Genomic DNA, 16,731 nt, shown 5'->3' with positions numbered 1-16,731 from the left:
TTGCGCTGAAGGTCAGTGGCGTCAGGCCTGAGAGTGGCGTGCCATGAAATTGTCGTAGCCGACTTCGGCGACCTGGAACCACTGATAGCCGTTGTTGGAGAACGTCGTCAGCGAGTCATAGACCTTCTTGAAATTGGCATTGGTCGCCGAAACCTCGGCATGCAGCTCCTTGGCGGCCTTGAAGGACGCTTCCATCACCGCAGACGGGAACGGGCGCAGCTTGGTGCCGGCCGCGAGCAGCTTCTTCAGTGCGAGCGGGTTGGCCTGGTCGTAGCGCGCCATCATCCAGTTGTTGGCGAGATGGCCGGCCTGCTCGAGCACGAACTGATAGTGCTTCGGCAGTGCATTCCACTTGTCGAGGTTGATCATCGCTACCAGCATCGGGCCGCCTTCCCACCAGCCGGGGAAATAGTAGTTCGGCGCGACCTTGTAGAAGCCGAGCTTCTCGTCGTCGTAGGGACCGACCCACTCGGCCGCATCAATGGTGCCTTTTTCCAGCGCCGGATAGATGTCGCCGCCGGCGAGCTGCTGCGGCACCGCGCCGAGCTTCTGCATCACCCGTCCGGCAAAGCCGCCGATGCGGAATTTGAGGCCCTTGAGATCGTCGACGCTGTTGATCTCCTTGCGGAACCAACCACCCATCTGGCAGCCGGTGTTGCCGGCAAGCAGCGAGGTGACGTTGTAGCTCTTGTAGAACTCGTTGAGCAGCTCCTTGCCGCCGCCCAGCATGAACCAGGCTTGGTTGAGCCGCATGTTGGGTCCGAACGGCACCGAGGAGCCGAAGGTGAAGGTGGGGTCCTTGCCGAAATAGTAATAGGGCGCGGTGTGCCCCATCTCGACCGTGCCGTTCTGCACGGCGTCGAGCACCTGCAGGCCCGGCACGATCTCGCCGGCGGCAAAGGTCTGGATCTGGAACTTGTTGCCGGTGGCTTCACCGACCGCCTTGGCCATCAGCTCGGCGCCGCCGTGCAACGTGTCGAGCGACTTCGGCCAGCTCGTCGTCAGGCGCCATTTGAGCTCCGGCATCGACTGCGCGATCGCGGGAGCTGCGACCGTTGCCGCGCCTGCGACGCCCAAACCCGTGACCTTGATGAAATCTCTGCGCTTCATTTGCTTCCCACCCTGTGTGATTGTGTTGTCCGAGCGTCGACTGCTTGCGATCGTCGCGCTGCGTTTCTTTGCCGTCATGACCGGTGACCGATCAGGCGCCGCCTTCGTGCCGAGGCTTCGGACGCGAGCATGGAACATCCCCTCGGCGAATGCCAGACGCAAAAAACCCGGCCACCTTGCGGGGGCCGGGCTACTTAAGTCGAAGCTTCGGGCGCGTTTTCTTCTCGCGAACGCTCGAAGTGCGATCAGCCGCGGGTGCGCGAGCGGATCATGAAGCTGTCGAAGGTGTATTCGGCGACCTGCCACCACAGATACTGGTCGGAACGGTACGCCTGCATGGCGTCGATCGACTTCTTGAAGTCGGCATTCTTGGCCGAAATTTCACCCCACAGCTCGTTGGTCGCCTTGAGGCAGGCCTCAAGCACTTCGTTGGTGAACGGACGCAGCTGCGTGCCGCCGGCAACCAGCCGCTTCAGCGCCGAGGGGTTCTGCATGTCGTAGCGCGCAGCCATCCAGGTGTTGGCGTTGGCGGTCGCGTTGGTCAGGATCGCCTGGTAGTTCTTCGGCAGCGCGTTCCACTTTTCGAGGTTGCAGTAGGCGTGCACGGTCGGGCCGCCTTCCCAGAAGCCCGGATAGTAATAGTACTTGGCGACCTTCTGGAAACCGAGCTTCTCGTCGTCATAGGGACCGACCCACTCGGCGGCGTCGATGGTGCCCTTCTCCAGCGCCGGATAGATGTCGCCGCCGGCGAGCTGCTGCGGCACCACGCCGACCTTCTGCAGCACCTGGCCAGCGATGCCGCCGATGCGGAATTTGAGGCCCGAGAGATCGGCGACCGTCTTGATCTCCTTGCGGAACCAGCCGCCCATCTGCGTGCCGGTGTTGCCGCAGGGGAAGCCGATCACGCCGAACTTCTTGAAGAACTCGTTGCCGAGCGCCTCGCCGCCGCCCTGGTACCACCAGGAGTTCTGCATGCGGGCATTGAGGCCGAACGGCACCGACGCGTAGATCGCAAAGGTCGGGTCCTTGCCGACATAGTAGTAGGACACGGTGTGGCACATCTCGACCGTGCCGTTGGAGGTCGCGTCCAGCGCCTGCAGGCCGGGGACGATCTCACCCGCCGCAAACACCTGGATCTGGAACTTGTTGTCGGTCATTTCGGCGACATACTTCGCCACCTGGTCGGCACCGCCATAGATGGTGTCCAGCGACTTCGGGAAGCTCGAGGTCAGGCGCCACTTGATTTCAGGCGAGGACTGCGCAATCGCCGGCGCGGCAACCGCCGTCGCGGCAGCACCGGCCGCAGACACTTTCAAAAAATCACGACGCTTCATCGTAAGGCTTCTCCTTGAGGGGCGTTTCCCAGTGACCGCAAGCAGTTCTCCGGCAGGAGGCCTGCAAGCGGAACACTTGCAAACGCCCGCCGAGGCGCTCTAGGTCGGCCCTTTAACACGGAAGACGGCCTCACGGAAACGCGACAATGGCATGACCGCGCCAATTAAACGAAAGTCTGATGGCGCGGGAGATTTGTCGGAAAATGCGGGCTCAGGCCGCGGCGACGACGGCTTGCCGCGGCTCGCGGACCTTGTCGCCGTCACGCGGTAAATCGCCGCGTGCGGGCCGCCCGGCAGACACTCAGCCACCGGGCTCTCGAGGCAATCAGCGCCGCGTCGCCTCTCGCGCCTTCTTGGCTTTATCGGCCAGATGCCGCCCACGCCGGATCCAGCTTTGCGCGGTCGTCTTGCTGACGCCAAACGTCTTGGCGATCGCCATGGCGGCCTCGCCGATCGAGTCGGATTTCTTCGCAAGGTTGAACGCCGCCCGGGAGGCCTCTTCGCGCTTCTCCCGCGTCAGATGCTTACGACGTTGTTTGTTTGCTTCGCGTGATGCTGCCATGTCGCTGGTCGCCTCACGGCCCCTCCCCGCATTACGGCTACCCGTGCCGCCTTCAATTGACGGAACGGTGGTACGATTCGGCCAGTGCTGGACAAACATACAGGCCGGACGCGATTCAGCAATCGTCCAAGGGCGACAGGCCTGTGAAGAAAGGCCGCCCGGATCCCGGCCTTTGAGGCCCACCGGCTGACCGGGACAACAGCGCGGGCTCAGGCGGCGGCGATGACGCCTTGCAGTTGCTCACGGACCTTGCTGCCGATCGCGCGGTAGATCGCTGCGTGCGGGCCGTCTGGTTCGCTCTCGACCACCGGGTTGCCGGAATCGGAGGCGGCGCGGATGGCGATATGCAGCGGGATCTCGCCGAGGAACGGCACCCCGAGCTTCTCGGCCTCGTGGCGGGCGCCGCCATGGCCAAAGATGTCCGAGCGCGTGCCGCAATGCGGGCACTGGAAATAGCTCATGTTCTCGACAATACCGAGCACCGGCACGTTGACCTTCTTGAACATCGCAAGGCCCCGCCGCGCATCGATCAGCGAGAGGTCCTGCGGCGTCGAGATGATGACGGCGCCCTTGAGCGGGACGTTCTGCGCCAGTGTGAGCTGGGCGTCGCCGGTGCCGGGCGGCATGTCGACGACCAGCACATCGAGCGTGCCCCAGACGACGTCGCGCAGCATCTGGGTGATCGCCGACATCACCATCGGCCCGCGCCAGATCATCGCGGTGTCCTCCTCGACCAGGAAGCCGATCGACATGATCGACAGGCCGAAGCGCTGCAGCGGGATCATCTTCTTGTCGTCGTTGAGCTGCGGCTTCTCGCGGATGCCGGTCAGTCGCGGCACCGATGGACCGTAGATGTCGGCGTCGAGCAGCCCGACGCGCAGGCCGATGTCGCGCAGACCGAGCGCAAGGTTGAGCGCCGTGGTCGACTTGCCGACCCCGCCCTTGCCGGAGGCAACCGCGATGACGGCGGAGATGCCGGGGATCTCGGCCTGACGCGCCATAGGTGATTGCGCACCAGGCGGGTGCGGATGACGGTGCGCGGATGCAGGCTGGACACCGCCGGCCGGCCGCGGCGCAGGCGCCGCACCACCCGCCTTGCGCTCCGCGGTCAGCGCGATCATCGCGACGCTGACGCCGGGAATGGCGCGCACGGCGTTCTCGGCCTGCGCACGCACGCTCTCCCAGGCGCGGGCTTCCGCGGCATCGACATTGATCGAGAAGAACACCTTGCCGTCGGTGACCGTGATCGCCGACAGCACATTGGCGTTGGTCAAGGCCGTGCCGCGCGGCGACATCACCTTGGCAAGACAATCGAGAACCTGTTGCTGCGTCACGCTCACCGCGTATCTCCTGGCAAATTCAAGAGAGCACCCATAGAGCGTCGCAGCGCAAAAGGCTACCTCGCTCCGACGTCGTCCCGCCGCTCGGCCGGCGCAGCGGAGCCGCCCTCCTTGGCGGCCTCGTAATTCAGCTCGATCATGACCCCGTTGGGGTCGTTGACGAAGATCTGCCAGAGATCGCCGCCGGGAACCTGGCGCGAGTCGAATTCCATACCCTTGGACTGCAGCCGCTGCCTCATCCCGTCAAAGCCCTGACTGGCAAAGGCGACGTGATGGACCACGCCCGAGTCAGGCTTTTGTGCTTCGTCGGTCGCGGAAATATCGACCAGATGCACGACCGCCTTCCCCTCGCTGTACATCCACGCACCGGGGAACGCGAAGTTCGGCCGCGCACCCTTTTCCAGGCCCAGAACGTCCTCATAGAACCGCACCGTGGCGGCGAGATTCCGGGTCCGGATATTGAAATGATCGAGCACACCGACGCTCATGCCCATGCGAGACACTCCCTTTTTTGTGAGGTTCTTTGGTGGACCGATCCTAGCACAAAACCGGGGTCTGCCATCCAACGAAGCCGTTGCCCTCCGCTGCGCAGGGGGTAAGGTGCGGCTCCTTCCATGGACGGAATGCCCTGCCCGCCGCGACGTTTCCGGCGGTCCCAAGGGCGATCACCACGGCAAATCACAAGGTAACAGACATGGCTAAAGTCGCTTTCCTCGGTCTCGGCGTAATGGGTTTCCCGATGGCGGGACACCTCGTGAAAAAGGGCGGCCATGAGGTCACCGTTTACAACCGGACCGCGGCGAAGGCGAAGGAATGGGCCGACAAGTTCGGCGGCAAGACGGCGCCGACCCCGAAGGCCGCCGCCGAAGGCCAGGATTTCGTGATGTGCTGCGTCGGCAACGACAACGACCTGCGCGCGGTCACGATCGGCCCCGACGGCGCCTTCGCCGGCATGAAGAAGGGCGCGACCTTCGTCGATCACACCACCGCCTCCGCCGAGGTCGCCCGCGAGCTCGATGCCGCCGCCACCAAGGCCGGCTTCAAGTTCATCGACGCGCCGGTGTCGGGCGGCCAGGCCGGCGCCGAGAACGGCGTGCTGACGGTGATGTGCGGCGGCAGCGAAGACGCCTATGCGGGCGCCGAGCCGATCATCAGCGGCGCCTATGCGCGGATGTGCAAATTGCTCGGACCGGCGGGCGCCGGCCAGCTGACCAAGATGGTCAACCAGATCTGCATCGCAGGCCTCGTGCAGGGCCTGTCCGAGGGCATCCACTTCGCCAAGAAGAGTGGCCTCGACGTCGCCGCCGTGATCGAAACCATCTCCAAGGGCGCGGCGCAGTCCTGGCAGATGGAAAATCGCTACAAGACCATGAACGAGGGCAAGTACGATTTCGGCTTCGCTGTCGAGTGGATGCGCAAGGACCTCTCGATTGCGCTGGCTGAAGCCCGCCGCAACGGCGCCACCCTGCCGGCGACCGCCCTGGTCGACCAGTTCTATGCCGAGGTCGAGAAGATGGGCGGCAAGCGCTGGGATACGTCGAGCCTGCTGGCCCGCCTGCAGCGCTAGCTCCTCCTACAATCTGGTCATGCCCGGGCTTGTCCCGGGCATCCACGTCTTTGGATCCACGCGAAGCAAGACGTGGGTGGCCGGGACAAGCCCGGCCATGAGGACGGGAAATTGTCAGTCTCGGAGTGCGAGCGGACATCATCTGCGATTGCCCCGCGCGCCGGCGGGCTCACCCTGCCCCAGCGGCGTCGCCTCTCGACTTTGGTCGGCGCTGCTCCTGACGCGATTGCGCCCTGACATTGCGCAACGGCGCGGCGCCCGGGCAAAGGTTAATTTAACCTCCGGTTAACGAGTTTCTTTAGCTCTTTAAGGTAACGCTTAATGAATTGGCGTCACAGATAGACAATGCAAAAGGCGCGCGCGGTTCGCGCGCAGGATTTGTGTTGTTGATGAGTAATCCCGCAGAAAAGCCTGAAGTTGTGCAGCTTCCGGCAGGACCTCAGGTGGCAGCGCCGGTCAACAGCCGGCGCATTGCCGCGCAGCGGGTGCGCGAGGCGCGGGATCGGTTAACGTCAACCAGTGGAACCCGCCCGGCGTTCGACGCCGAACTGCTCCGGCAATATGCCCAGACCCGGATCTCGGCATCCTACGTCGTGATGCTGCTCGTGGTGGCAACCGGCGTCCTGTTTGGCCTCTGGATGAAGCCGATCGTGGCCGCCGCCTGGACGGTCGGCATCCTCGGTGTCCATCTCGCCATCATCCGCAGTTGCGCCTGCTTCCTCGCCGAGCCGACCTCGGTCGCGGTGACCCGCAAATGGCGGACCCGCTTCGTGCTGCTCGATCTGCTCTACGGCCTGTGCTGGACCGCGATCCTGATCCACCCCGCCGGGCGCGATCTCTCCTCCAACACGCTGATGATGTTCCTGATGCTGCTGGTGATCGCGGTCTCCAGCATGCTGGCGGCGAGCCTGCCGATCGCAGCACTCGCGGCGACTGTTCCGGTGACGGTCGGGATTGCGCTCGACCTCGTGCTCAACGGCGCGTTCGACAATTACGTGCTGGCGCTGCTTGCGCTTGCCGCCGAGGGTTATTTCGCGCTGCTGGCGCACCGGCTACATTCGACCACGCTGGCGACGCTGGAAGCCCGCGCTGAAAAGGACGCGCTGATCGGCGAACTGGAACAGGCCAAGGCGATCTCCGACGAGGCGCGGCACCGCGCCGAATCCGCCAACGTCGCCAAGTCGCGCTTCCTGGCCCAGATGAGCCACGAACTGCGCACGCCGCTCAACGCCATCCTCGGCTTCTCCGAGGTCATGAAGAGCGAGATCTTTGGTGCGCACGCGGTGCCGGTCTACAAGGAATATTCCGCCGACATCCATAATTCCGGCGTGCACCTGCTCAATCTCATCAACGAGATCCTCGACCTGTCGCGCATCGAGGCCGGCCGTTATGAGCTGAACGAAGAGGCCGTGGCGCTGGTGCATGTCGTCGCCGACTGCCACCATCTGCTGAAGCTGCGCGCCTCCAGCCGCGGCATCACCATCCACGAGGTGTTCGAGCATGGCATGCCTCGGATCTGGGGCGACGAGCGCGCCATCCGCCAGGTCGTGCTCAACCTGCTCTCCAACTCGATCAAGTTCACCCCGCAGGGCGGCGAGATCTGGCTGAAGGTCGGCTGGACCGCGTCGGGCGGGCAATATCTGAGCGTCAAGGACACCGGAAGCGGCATCGCCGAGGACGAGATCCCGGTCGTGCTGGCCTCGTTCGGCCAGGGCTCCAACTCGATCAAGTCGGCGGAACAGGGTGCGGGCCTTGGACTGCCGATCGCCAAGAGCCTGATCGACATGCATGGCGGCACCTTCACGCTGAAATCGAAGCTGCGCATCGGCACCGAGGTGATCGTGACCTTGCCGCCGGAGCGGGTGATGAGCGCGCTGGCGCCGATGACGGAAGAAGCGCCGCCGGTGCAGCCGGAGCCCGCCGAGCCCTCGATGGGCGCCGACCGAAAACGTGTGCGCCGCAAGTCGATCATGAGTGCCGGCACCGGGTTGTAGAGCATGTCGCGGGTGACGCGGTTTTCGCTGCCAATGAATCCGAGGCGTTCGCGCCAAGACCATGCTCGCGACAAAAAGCCGGGGCGTGATGGCGCATCCCGATTCGACCGACTTGCACTGGCAGGTGAAACGGTTCAACAGTTGAAGAATGAGCTCAGAAACGCCGTGTATCGCAGTCTGCATGATCGACCCCAGGACGAAGCTCTGCTTCGGCTGTGGTCGCACGCTCCCGGAGATCGCACGCTGGCACAAGATGGACCGCGCGGAGCGGCTGTCTCTCATGACGACATTGCCGGCGCGGATGGCCGAGGCCGGGCTCGAGCACATGGAGCGGCGTCCGAAGCGCGCGTGACCACCGGAGCGACCGGAGCCGTACCGTGACCCGCATCCTCCTTGTCATCCTGCTCTTGATGGCAACCGCGGGCGCCGTTGTCACCTACGGCGATCCCGACCAGATCGCGCGCGCCAGACAGAATCTGACCCAGATCTTCGGCCGCAGCATCGCCGCGCCGGCCGCCGCGCCTGCCCCCGCGGTGCAGATTGCGCGCAGCCAGGGCGGCGAGTTCGCGTTCCGCGCCAAGATCAACGGCGTCAGCGCACCGATGGTGATCGACACCGGCGCGACCTCGGTCGTGCTGACCTGGGAAACCGCCAAGGCGATCGGGCTGCCGACCGACATGCTCGAATACAATGTCGACCTGGAGACCGCCGGCGGTCACACCAAGGCTGCGCGGCTGACGCTCGATCGTCTCGCAGTCGGCAAGCTGGTCGAAAAGTCGGTGCCTGCGCTCGTGGTGCAGCGCGGGCAGATGAAGACCAACCTGCTCGGCATGAGCTTCCTCGACCGGCTCGAAAGCTGGGGTGTCCGTTCCGACACGCTGAGCCTCACCGGATACCCGGACGTCACCGGCAGCATCAACACCTCGGCCCGTCACCGGCGTCCGCGCACGGTTGTCGACTAGCCCTAGCGGTCGTCGTCGTGGATCGACGACGGATGCCGGCATAGCGGCGTGACGCGGATCTGCATGAACGGAAACAGCGGCAGGCTGGACAGCATGTCGTGCAATTCCTGCGCGCCTGACACGTCGAAGATGCTGACATTGGCATAGCGTCCGGCCACCCGCCACAGATGGCGCCAGGCCCCGGTGCGCTGCAGCTCCATGGCGTGGACGCGTTCCGCCTGCTTCAGCGCATCGACCTTTTCGGCTGGGAGATCGTACGGAATCCGCACGTCCATTTCGACGTGAAACAGCATGATGATCAACTCTCTCTGCAAGCGATGAAGCGGTAGCGCGAAAACGGAATGGAGCCGCCGCGCGACCGCGGCGGCTCCATCGCTCTGTCTATCAGATCGTCAGCCCAGTCGTCAGCCCTGCACCAGTCCGCGGCTGACCAGATTGATATCGTCGGGATTGACGAGATCCTTCGCCGTCCACCCAGAGACGTCGTAGTCGCTCATGCAGTTGCGCACGAAATCCTGCATGGCGCCGAGGTCGCCGGTGGCGCTCGCGGCCATCAGCGTCTCGACGCGCAGGTTCTCGTAATTGCCCGCGTAGTTGCGCTCGTAGAGTTCGTGCCGGCCGCCGAACTCGGAGCCGACCGCGTCCCAGAGCAGCTTGAGCAGCTTGATCCGGTCGATCGCGGCGTAGCCGTTGGAGCCGCGCACGAAGCGATCGAGATAGGGCCTAATCGCCTCGCTCTCGAGGTCGGCCGAGCTTGACGGCAGATAGATCAGGCCACTCGCGACATGGCGCTCGATCAGTTCCTTGATCCGCGGATAGGCCATCGGCGCGAAGACACGATAGGCCAGCCCGTAGTTCAGGTTGGGCAGGTTGTAGCCCTCGGTGCCCTGCCAGGCGATCGGTGATTTCACCATCGCATCCGAAATGCCGTGGAACAGATTGCGCCAGGCAATCACCTCTCCCACCGCCGTCTGCACGCCGCGGAAATCCTTCGACCCGGTCGCCTCCACCGCCATCGAGAACAGGCCGGCAATGAAGTCGAGCTTGACGGCAAGCCGCGTCACGCCGTGCAACGTGAAGCGCGGGATGAAGCCCGAAGCCGGGAAGAACTGGTTGATCTTGTCGACGTCGCCATAGATGAAGACGTTCTCCCACGGTACCAGCACCTTGTCGAACACAAGGATCGAGTCGTTCTCGTCGAAGCGGCTCGACAGCGGATAGTCGAACGGCGAGCCGGTCGCGGCCGCCGTGAACTCGTAGGACGAGCGGGCGATCAGCTTGACGCCCTTGGCGTCCATCGGCGCCGTGAAGATCAGCGCGAACGACTTGTCCTTGATCGGGATGCCGTAGTGGGCGATGAAATTGTAGTGCGTCAGCGCCGAGCCGGTCGCAACCACCTTCGCGCCCGAGACGATCAGGCCGGCATCGGTCTCCTTCTCGACATGCATGAAGACGTCGCGCACGTCCTCGATGGCGCGATCGCGATCGATCGGCGGATTGACGATGGCGTGATTCCAGAAGTCGAGCCGTTCCTGGGTTCGGGCATACCATTTCTTCGCGTTGCCGGCGTATTCGCCGTAGAAGCCCGAATTCGCGCCCAAGGTCCCGAGGAACGCTGCCTTGTAGTCCGGCGAGCGGCCCATCCAGCCGTACGCAACCTTCTGCAATTCGGCGATCGCGTCGCGGCCCCTGATCAGGTCGTCGGACGTTCGCGAGCCCAGGAAGAACGGGTGGGTCAGCTGTCCGGAGCCGGTGTCGGTCGGGACGCCGATCTGATCCTTCTTCTCGTGAAAACGGTCGTACCAGCGTGCCACCATCCGCGCCGAGTTGCGGAAGGCGGGGTGCTGGGTGACGTTCTTGACGCGCTCGCCGTAGATGTAGATCTCCCGGCTATCCTGAATGCTGTCCAGGAATTCCGCGCCGGTATAGACGCTGGTGGTTGACGCAGGCGCGTCGGCCCGCAGGGCAGCTGCTGTAGTCATGAGTTTCTCCTCCGCTTGTGTCGTTGGACCGGCGGCGTTGCCATACCGGCCCGGACCATGCCGTCACGCTCTTGGTCGGCGTGACATCGGCGGAAAAGCTACGCGCTCAGCCGGAGCGGGCGAAAGGTATCACACCATACCGCGCGAACCGCCGCGGCTCGGGCTATGACTCAGGTGGCACGGACCGAACGGCAATGATCGTCCGGCCGACGCAACGCCGCAGCTGACGGAGCAATCGCGCAGCACGGCAAGGGAGCGAAAACCGGAGCGAGCCATGGGCAAGGATCTGGGCAAAGGTCTGGGCAGGGGGTTTGACAGCGCTGCTGTCGCTTTCCATCGCGATGGCGAATTGGCCCTCGACGCCTGCGTCGTGACCATCGGCGCGTTCGATGGCGTCCACCGCGGCCACCAGGAACTGCTCCGGCAGACCATTGCCGCAGCGCAGCGCCGCGGCGTTCCGGCCGTGGTCTACACCTTCGATCCGCCGCCGAAGGTTTATTTCGGCCAGGCCGAGGCGCTGATCTCGCTGCGCGAAAAGCTCGAGCGCATCGCAACATTCGCACCGGACCATGTCGTCGTCGCCGATTTCAATGAGATCTACGTCCGCCGCAGCGCAGCCGATTTCCTCGCCGAGTTGCAGCGTCTGCAACCGCGTGAAGTGATCGTCGGAGAGGACTTCCGCTTCGGGTCCTGCAAGGGCGGCACCGCGCAGCTGCTGCGGCAACACTTCGACACGCGCATCCTGCCGCCGGTGCGCTGCGGCAATGGTGAGATCGTCTCCAGCAGCCGGATCCGCTCGCTTCGGCGATCCGGCCTTGCGGCCGCCGCGTCGGCGCTGGAAAACTGGCGGGACATCGTGACCGCGTCGCCTGCCAATCGATCCAGCCTCGCCCAACTCGAGGTCATCAACCCATGACCGCCATCGACCCCCGCGAGCTGCGCAAGGCCTGCGGCCAGTTCGGCACCGGCGTCACCATCATCACGACGCATTGCGAGGGACGCGACCACGGCATGACGGCCAATGCCTTCATGTCGGTCTCGCTCGATCCGCCGCTGGTCGCGATCTCGATCGCGAAAAGCGCGAAAATGCTCTGCCACATCCAGAACACCGGCCGCTTCGCGGTCAGCGTGCTCGCCGAAGGCATGGAGGATCTTGCCTGGCACTTCGCAGGCAAGCCCAGGCTCGACCTCTGCGACGTCTTCGAGCGCCGCAACGAGCTACCCGTCATCGCCGATGCAGCGGCGTATTTCGTGACCGATCTTGCTGAGGAGATCGTCGCGGGCGACCACACCATCTTCCTCGGCCATGTCCGCGAGATATCGCTGGAGCCCGGCAAAAAGCCGCTGCTGTTCTGCCGCGGCCGCTTCGGCGGCCTGGCCGACCCGCATCCGGCGCCCGCGACGCTGGAGAATGCTGCTTACGAATTTGTCTGGTGAGACCGCCAGAAGATATTCCCGAAAACGGGGATGCAAGTTTGATCCAAACTGCAAGAAAAGGAGGAAACGACCATGCTGAACGTCAACAAGGACACCATCACCGACCACGTGATCGCCGCGCTCTCGAACGACATTCCTGATCGCAACCGTCAGATCATGACGAGCCTGATCCGCCACATGCACGCGTTCTGCAAGGAGGTCGACCTGACCTTCGCGGAGTGGTTCGCCGCCTGCGAATTCCTACGGCGCGCCGGCGACATCTCGGACGAGAAGCGCAACGAGTTCATCCTGATCGCTGATATTCTCGGCGTCGAGGTGCTGGTCGACATGCTCGACCACCGGGTCACCGATGGTGAGAGCGAATCCACCGTGCTCGGGCCGTTCTATCGGGAGAACCCGCCGGTGCTGCCGAAGGGTGCTTCCATCATCAAGAAGACGTTCGACAACGCGCAGACCGTGAAGGTCAGCGGGCGCATCAGCGACACCGCGGGCCGGCCGATCGAGGGCGTCACCATCGACGTCTGGGAAGACGCGCCGAACGGGCTCTATGACCTGCAAGACCCCGAGCAGCCGGCCTATAATCTGCGTGGACGGTTCACCACCGACGCCAACGGCGAATACGCCTTCGTGGCGCTCCGTCCCGAGCCCTACCCGATCCCCTATGACGGCGCCGGCGGCGAGCTCCTGAAATACATGGGCCACCATCCCTGGCGTCCGGGCCACATCCACTTCATGCTTTCCAAGGATGGCTATCAATCGCTGATCTCGCAGATCTACGATTCCGAGACCAAGTATCTCGACAACGACTCGGTGTTCGCCGTGAAGCAGAGCCTGATCGGCAAGTTCGCCAAGGCGCCGGCCGGCGCCGACACGGATCTCGTTCTCGATTTCGACTTCAAGCTCAAGAAGGCGGCGGTCGAGCGCCTCGTCGCGGCCGAGTGATCTGCACCAAGCCCTGCCGGGCCCGGAAAGCCTGGCAGGGTTCACTTTGAACCGACCTGCGAGGACCTATGAGTCGTGCCGTGATCGAAATCGCCGAGCCCGTGGAGCAAGTGCAGAACTTCGCAAGAGACACTGCGATCCGCAGTATCCGCGCCACCATCGTGGAAGCGCCGACCCGCCGGCGGCACAAGCTTTCGAACACGGAAGTCACGCATCAGGGCTACGTTCTGGTGCGCGTCCTGCTCGATAACGGCGTGACGGGTATCGGCGAAGCCTCGACGCTCGGCGGGCCGCGCTGGGCCGAGGAGAGCGTGGAATCGATCAAGGCAGCGGTCACGAATTACCTGGCCCCGGCGCTACTCGGGCAGCCTGTCCTCGCCTTCGAAGCCAACGCCTTGCGCATGGGCAAGGCCGCCACCCGCAATTTCGCAGCCAAGGGCGCCATCGAGTCCGCCCTGCTCGACGCCGCCGGCAAGACGCTCGGCCTCCCCGCCAGCGCGCTGCTCGGGGGTGCGGTTCGCCAGCGCATGGAAGTGATCTGGGCGCTGGCCTCCGGCGACAGCGGCCAGGAGCTGGAGGAAGCGAAGGAGAAGCTGCGCCGCCGCGAACACCGCCAGTTCAAGATCAAGTTCGGCTTCAACCGCCCGCCGGCGGATCTGAAGCGATTGCAGACGCTGCGCGCCGGCCTCGGCGACGAGGTGCGCCTGATCGTCGATGTCAACCAGGGCTGGACCGAAGCCGAATGCATCCGCTTCATGCCCGCGCTGGAGGAACTGGACGTCGCTCTGGTCGAACAGCCGGTGTCGGCGCTGCAGCTGGAAGCCATGGCGCGTGTCGCGGCGCGCACCTCCATTCCGTTGCTGGTCGACGAAGCGGCCTTCACCAAGGAGGAAATCGCCCGCGTCGCCACGATGGGTTGCGGCAGCGTCTATTCGCTGAAGCTCGTGAAGAGCGGCGGCCTGTTTGAAATGAAGCGTGCCGCCGCGGTCGCGGCCGCGCATGGCCTCGAGCTCTACGGCGGCTGCCTGCTGGAGAGCAGCATCGGCGCGGCTGCGCATCTCGCCGCATTCGCCACCCTGCCCAGGCTCGAATGGGGCAGCGAGCACTTCGGCCCGCGGATCCTCGTGGAGGACCTTGTCGTCAACCCGATCAGATTCGACGCGTTCGAGATCTGCGTGCCCGATGGCCCGGGCCTCGGCGTTGAGGTCGACGAGGACAAGATCCGCGCCTTCGCCCGGAAGGACTAGCCAGATGGCGTCGTCCCCGCGGACAATTGACAATCCAGGGATGCCCGCACAGTCTTCCCGCCGTAACCACCGTCTCGATCATGCGCCGATGACCACGCGATATCAAACCCGGCAGGCCTTTCTCGCAGCTTCCACGGAAGCGCGCGGACAAACGTTCGGCTGACCGTGACCGATCGCGACGACGTCATGGATCTGAGGCGACTGGTCTACTTCGTCGCCGTCGCCGAGGAATTGCATTTCGGCCGCGCCGCATCACGGCTCGCGATCGCCCAGCCGCCGCTCAGCCGGCAGATTGCACAGCTGGAAAGCGATCTCGGCGTCGTGCTCATTGACCGGAGCCGAAGCCAGATCCGGCTGACCCAGGCCGGCAGCGTTCTGCTGGAACGTGCACGCGATGTGCTGGAGCGGCTCGACCGGACGCACCGCGAGATCAAGCGGATCGGCGAAGGCTTTTCGGGGCACCTGCGCGTCGCCTTCGTCGGATCGGCGACCTATGGCGTGCTGCCCAATGTGATCAAGGCGTTTCGTTTGGCCTATCCTGACGTCGAGCTCGCGCTGTCGGCGATGAACAACGCAGAGCAGAAGCGCGCGGTGATCCAGCGCGAAATCGATATCGCCGTCGCCCGCCCCTCGCTCGACGACGAGGAATTGAAGTCGGAGCCGCTGCTGCAGGAGCCGCTGATCCTCGCGCTGTCCGACACCTCGCCCTTGCTCGAGCAGCAGGTCACGCGGCTGGCTGCGCTGAAGGCCGAGACCTTCGTGCTCTACCCGCGCAAGCCGCGCCCGAGCTTCGCCGACCACATCCTCAACATCTGCCTCGAAGAGGGCTTCATTCCGAAATCGCAAGTACTGGCCCAGGATTATCAGACCGCGATCAGCCTGGTGTCGGTTGGCGTCGGCATCGCGCTGGTGCCGCCATCCGTCTCGCAGGCGGACCGGCCCGGCGTCGCCTATCGTGCCTATGAGGGACATAATCCCGGCACCGCGCTGTCGCTGAACTACCGGCGCGACAACCGGATGCCGCACCTCTTCAACTTCCTGAAGGTCGCACACGACGTCACGCGGCGTCAGCGCAGACAATAGCCTGCGCCGTCAGGCCGCGACCGCCGCCAGGGCGCGATCGTCGACGCGTGCGATCGCCTCGCGCAGCACGTCGGTCCCGGCACCCGGCCGAACGCCGTTCTCCGCGAGATGCCTGCGGAAGGCGCGCGCGCCGGGCACGCCGTGGAAAGCACCGACGAAGTGGCGCGTGATCGAATGCAGCCGCGTGCCCTCGGCCAGTTGCCGCTCGATATACGGCAGCATCGCCGCGAACACGTCCTTCATCGTGGCGTGCGGCGGCGTTTCACCGAACAGCTCGGAATCGACTGTCAGCAGCCGCCACGGCTCCTGATAGGCCGCCCGTCCCAGCATCACGCCGTCGACATGCGCCAGATGCTGCTTCGCTTCGGCGATACTCGTGATCCCGCCGTTGATGATGATGGGCACGTCCGGCAGCGCTGCCTTAAGGCGATAGACGCGATCGTAGTCGAGCGGCGGAATGTCGCGGTTCTCCTTCGGCGACAATCCGTTGAGCCAGGCCTTGCGCGCATGCACGACGAGCGCATCTGCGCCCGCTGCAATCACGCCGCGCGCCAGCGTATCGAGCGCAACTTCCGGATCCTGGTCGTCGATGCCGATCCGGCACTTCACCGTGACAGGAACCTTGACCGCGCGCTTGATCGCAGCAACGCCCTCGGCGACGAGCGCGGGCTCCGCCATCAGGCAGGCGCCGAAACGGCCGTCCTTCACCCGATCGGAAGGGCAGCCGACATTGAGATTGATCTCGTCATAGCCGAAGTCCTCGCCGATCTGCGCGGCGGTCGCGAGATCGCGCGGATCGGAACCGCCGAGTTGCAGCGCCACCGGGTGCTCGCTGGCATCGAAGCCGAGCAGCCGCGCCCGGTCGCCGCGGATGATGGCGCCGGTCGTCAGCATCTCCGTGTAGAGCCGCGCCCGCCGCGACATCAGGCGATGGAAGACCCGGCAATGCCGGTCAGTCCAATCCATCATGGGCGCCACGGAAAAGCGATAGCCTTGCGATTTCAAAGATTTACCTTATGCTTCAATGGGATGAAACACGAACGTGTGCACTCCAAACTAGCCGAATTTGCACACGTTTGTACCCGTTTTGACCTGTCAGTGCACACGTAGCGCACACGATTTGGGGAGTGCACACGACCGTGGCCAGTTTCACTCAGTTGCCGTCCGGGAG

Annotated in this window: 17 protein-coding genes; 9 read left to right on the top strand and 8 right to left on the bottom strand. The window is 64.5% G+C overall.

The window, feature by feature from the left end; translation table 11 throughout:
- Positions 1 to 21 precede the first annotated feature (21 nt).
- The 5 genes from HU230_RS08640 to HU230_RS08620 all read right to left on the bottom strand — a co-directional run bounded on the left by HU230_RS08640 (position 22) and on the right by HU230_RS08620 (position 4,840).
- A complete protein-coding gene (locus HU230_RS08640) occupies positions 22 to 1,110 on the bottom strand; it encodes a TRAP transporter substrate-binding protein (protein ID WP_176532038.1) in 1,089 nt (362 codons plus the stop codon).
- Positions 1,111 to 1,355: 245 nt separating this feature from the next.
- Positions 1,356 to 2,444, bottom strand: coding sequence for a TRAP transporter substrate-binding protein (locus HU230_RS08635; RefSeq protein WP_097672506.1), 1,089 nt, complete (start codon positions 2,442 to 2,444; stop codon positions 1,356 to 1,358).
- Positions 2,445 to 2,769: 325 nt separating this feature from the next.
- Complete coding sequence (locus tag HU230_RS08630) at positions 2,770 to 3,006, bottom strand: hypothetical protein (protein WP_176532039.1); 237 nt, start codon at positions 3,004 to 3,006, stop codon at positions 2,770 to 2,772.
- A 209-nt stretch (positions 3,007 to 3,215) separates the two neighbouring features.
- Positions 3,216 to 4,346, bottom strand: a complete 1,131-nt coding sequence (locus HU230_RS08625) for an Mrp/NBP35 family ATP-binding protein (RefSeq protein WP_092125550.1) — start codon at positions 4,344 to 4,346, stop codon at positions 3,216 to 3,218.
- 56 nt (positions 4,347 to 4,402) lie between these two features.
- Complete coding sequence (locus HU230_RS08620; protein WP_176532040.1) at positions 4,403 to 4,840, bottom strand: VOC family protein; 438 nt, start codon at positions 4,838 to 4,840, stop codon at positions 4,403 to 4,405.
- A 200-nt stretch (positions 4,841 to 5,040) separates the two neighbouring features.
- On the opposite strand from HU230_RS08620, the gene HU230_RS08615 reads away from it, so the two are divergent.
- The 4 genes from HU230_RS08615 to HU230_RS08600 all read left to right on the top strand — a co-directional run bounded on the left by HU230_RS08615 (position 5,041) and on the right by HU230_RS08600 (position 8,869).
- Positions 5,041 to 5,913: an NAD(P)-dependent oxidoreductase gene (locus HU230_RS08615; RefSeq protein WP_176532041.1), complete on the top strand. Its 873-nt coding sequence runs from the start codon at positions 5,041 to 5,043 to the stop codon at positions 5,911 to 5,913.
- A gap of 389 nt (positions 5,914 to 6,302) precedes the next feature.
- The gene (locus HU230_RS08610; RefSeq protein ID WP_176532042.1) at positions 6,303 to 7,907 is read left to right on the top strand and encodes a sensor histidine kinase; all 1,605 of its coding nucleotides are present in this window, start codon (positions 6,303 to 6,305) and stop codon (positions 7,905 to 7,907) included.
- Positions 7,908 to 8,055: 148 nt separating this feature from the next.
- On the top strand, positions 8,056 to 8,259 hold the full coding sequence (locus HU230_RS08605; protein WP_176532043.1) for a DUF1289 domain-containing protein: 204 nt from the start codon (positions 8,056 to 8,058) through the stop codon (positions 8,257 to 8,259).
- Positions 8,260 to 8,284: 25 nt separating this feature from the next.
- Complete coding sequence (locus tag HU230_RS08600) at positions 8,285 to 8,869, top strand: TIGR02281 family clan AA aspartic protease (RefSeq protein ID WP_176532044.1); 585 nt, start codon at positions 8,285 to 8,287, stop codon at positions 8,867 to 8,869.
- A gap of 2 nt (positions 8,870 to 8,871) precedes the next feature.
- Here the strand turns inward: HU230_RS08600 and catC are convergent, their stop codons facing one another.
- On the bottom strand, positions 8,872 to 9,162 hold the full coding sequence (gene catC / locus HU230_RS08595; protein WP_176532045.1) for a muconolactone Delta-isomerase: 291 nt from the start codon (positions 9,160 to 9,162) through the stop codon (positions 8,872 to 8,874).
- 111 nt (positions 9,163 to 9,273) lie between these two features.
- The gene (locus HU230_RS08590) at positions 9,274 to 10,851 is read right to left on the bottom strand and encodes a 4-hydroxyphenylacetate 3-hydroxylase N-terminal domain-containing protein (protein WP_176532046.1); all 1,578 of its coding nucleotides are present in this window, start codon (positions 10,849 to 10,851) and stop codon (positions 9,274 to 9,276) included.
- A 274-nt stretch (positions 10,852 to 11,125) separates the two neighbouring features.
- On the opposite strand from HU230_RS08590, the gene HU230_RS08585 reads away from it, so the two are divergent.
- From HU230_RS08585 to HU230_RS08565, 5 genes are all read left to right on the top strand, one after another.
- Positions 11,126 to 11,767, top strand: a complete 642-nt coding sequence (locus HU230_RS08585) for a nucleotidyl transferase family protein (protein ID WP_224943117.1) — start codon at positions 11,126 to 11,128, stop codon at positions 11,765 to 11,767.
- Positions 11,764 to 12,288: a flavin reductase family protein gene (locus tag HU230_RS08580; protein WP_176532047.1), complete on the top strand. Its 525-nt coding sequence runs from the start codon at positions 11,764 to 11,766 to the stop codon at positions 12,286 to 12,288. Before HU230_RS08585 ends, HU230_RS08580 begins: the two co-directional genes overlap by 4 nt.
- Positions 12,289 to 12,360: 72 nt before the next feature.
- Entirely contained in the window at positions 12,361 to 13,230 is an 870-nt protein-coding gene (locus HU230_RS08575) for an intradiol ring-cleavage dioxygenase (RefSeq protein ID WP_176532048.1), read from the top strand.
- A gap of 68 nt (positions 13,231 to 13,298) precedes the next feature.
- Positions 13,299 to 14,477: a muconate/chloromuconate family cycloisomerase gene (locus HU230_RS08570; RefSeq protein ID WP_176532049.1), complete on the top strand. Its 1,179-nt coding sequence runs from the start codon at positions 13,299 to 13,301 to the stop codon at positions 14,475 to 14,477.
- Positions 14,478 to 14,663: 186 nt separating this feature from the next.
- A complete protein-coding gene (locus HU230_RS08565) occupies positions 14,664 to 15,560 on the top strand; it encodes a LysR family transcriptional regulator (protein ID WP_176532050.1) in 897 nt (298 codons plus the stop codon).
- Between the two features lie 9 nt (positions 15,561 to 15,569).
- Here the strand turns inward: HU230_RS08565 and dusA are convergent, their stop codons facing one another.
- Positions 15,570 to 16,529, bottom strand: coding sequence for a tRNA dihydrouridine(20/20a) synthase DusA (dusA, locus tag HU230_RS08560; RefSeq protein ID WP_234633862.1), 960 nt, complete (start codon positions 16,527 to 16,529; stop codon positions 15,570 to 15,572).
- Positions 16,530 to 16,731: the final 202 nt, after the last annotated feature.

The organism is Bradyrhizobium quebecense (assembly GCF_013373795.3).
GTDB lineage: Bacteria > Pseudomonadota > Alphaproteobacteria > Rhizobiales > Xanthobacteraceae > Bradyrhizobium > Bradyrhizobium quebecense.
This window is presented reverse-complemented; position numbering and strand designations above follow the sequence as displayed.

What these genes read in the sequence shown, in the direction of transcription:
- HU230_RS08590 (WP_176532046.1), bottom strand. Translation starts at nt 10,851, where the DNA reads ATGACTACAGCAGCTGCCCTGCGGGCCGACGCGCCTGCGTCAACCACC.
- HU230_RS08610 (WP_176532042.1), top strand. Translation starts at nt 6,303, where the DNA reads ATGAGTAATCCCGCAGAAAAGCCTGAAGTTGTGCAGCTTCCGGCAGGA.
- HU230_RS08620 (WP_176532040.1), bottom strand. Translation starts at nt 4,840, where the DNA reads ATGGGCATGAGCGTCGGTGTGCTCGATCATTTCAATATCCGGACCCGG.
- HU230_RS08585 (WP_224943117.1), top strand. Translation starts at nt 11,126, where the DNA reads ATGGGCAAGGATCTGGGCAAAGGTCTGGGCAGGGGGTTTGACAGCGCT.
- HU230_RS08580 (WP_176532047.1), top strand. Translation starts at nt 11,764, where the DNA reads ATGACCGCCATCGACCCCCGCGAGCTGCGCAAGGCCTGCGGCCAGTTC.
- HU230_RS08640 (WP_176532038.1), bottom strand. Translation starts at nt 1,110, where the DNA reads ATGAAGCGCAGAGATTTCATCAAGGTCACGGGTTTGGGCGTCGCAGGC.
- dusA (WP_234633862.1), bottom strand. Translation starts at nt 16,529, where the DNA reads ATGATGGATTGGACTGACCGGCATTGCCGGGTCTTCCATCGCCTGATG.
- HU230_RS08635 (WP_097672506.1), bottom strand. Translation starts at nt 2,444, where the DNA reads ATGAAGCGTCGTGATTTTTTGAAAGTGTCTGCGGCCGGTGCTGCCGCG.
- HU230_RS08630 (WP_176532039.1), bottom strand. Translation starts at nt 3,006, where the DNA reads ATGGCAGCATCACGCGAAGCAAACAAACAACGTCGTAAGCATCTGACG.
- HU230_RS08570 (WP_176532049.1), top strand. Translation starts at nt 13,299, where the DNA reads ATGAGTCGTGCCGTGATCGAAATCGCCGAGCCCGTGGAGCAAGTGCAG.
- catC (WP_176532045.1), bottom strand. Translation starts at nt 9,162, where the DNA reads ATGCTGTTTCACGTCGAAATGGACGTGCGGATTCCGTACGATCTCCCA.
- HU230_RS08615 (WP_176532041.1), top strand. Translation starts at nt 5,041, where the DNA reads ATGGCTAAAGTCGCTTTCCTCGGTCTCGGCGTAATGGGTTTCCCGATG.
- HU230_RS08565 (WP_176532050.1), top strand. Translation starts at nt 14,664, where the DNA reads ATGGATCTGAGGCGACTGGTCTACTTCGTCGCCGTCGCCGAGGAATTG.
- HU230_RS08575 (WP_176532048.1), top strand. Translation starts at nt 12,361, where the DNA reads ATGCTGAACGTCAACAAGGACACCATCACCGACCACGTGATCGCCGCG.
- HU230_RS08605 (WP_176532043.1), top strand. Translation starts at nt 8,056, where the DNA reads ATGAGCTCAGAAACGCCGTGTATCGCAGTCTGCATGATCGACCCCAGG.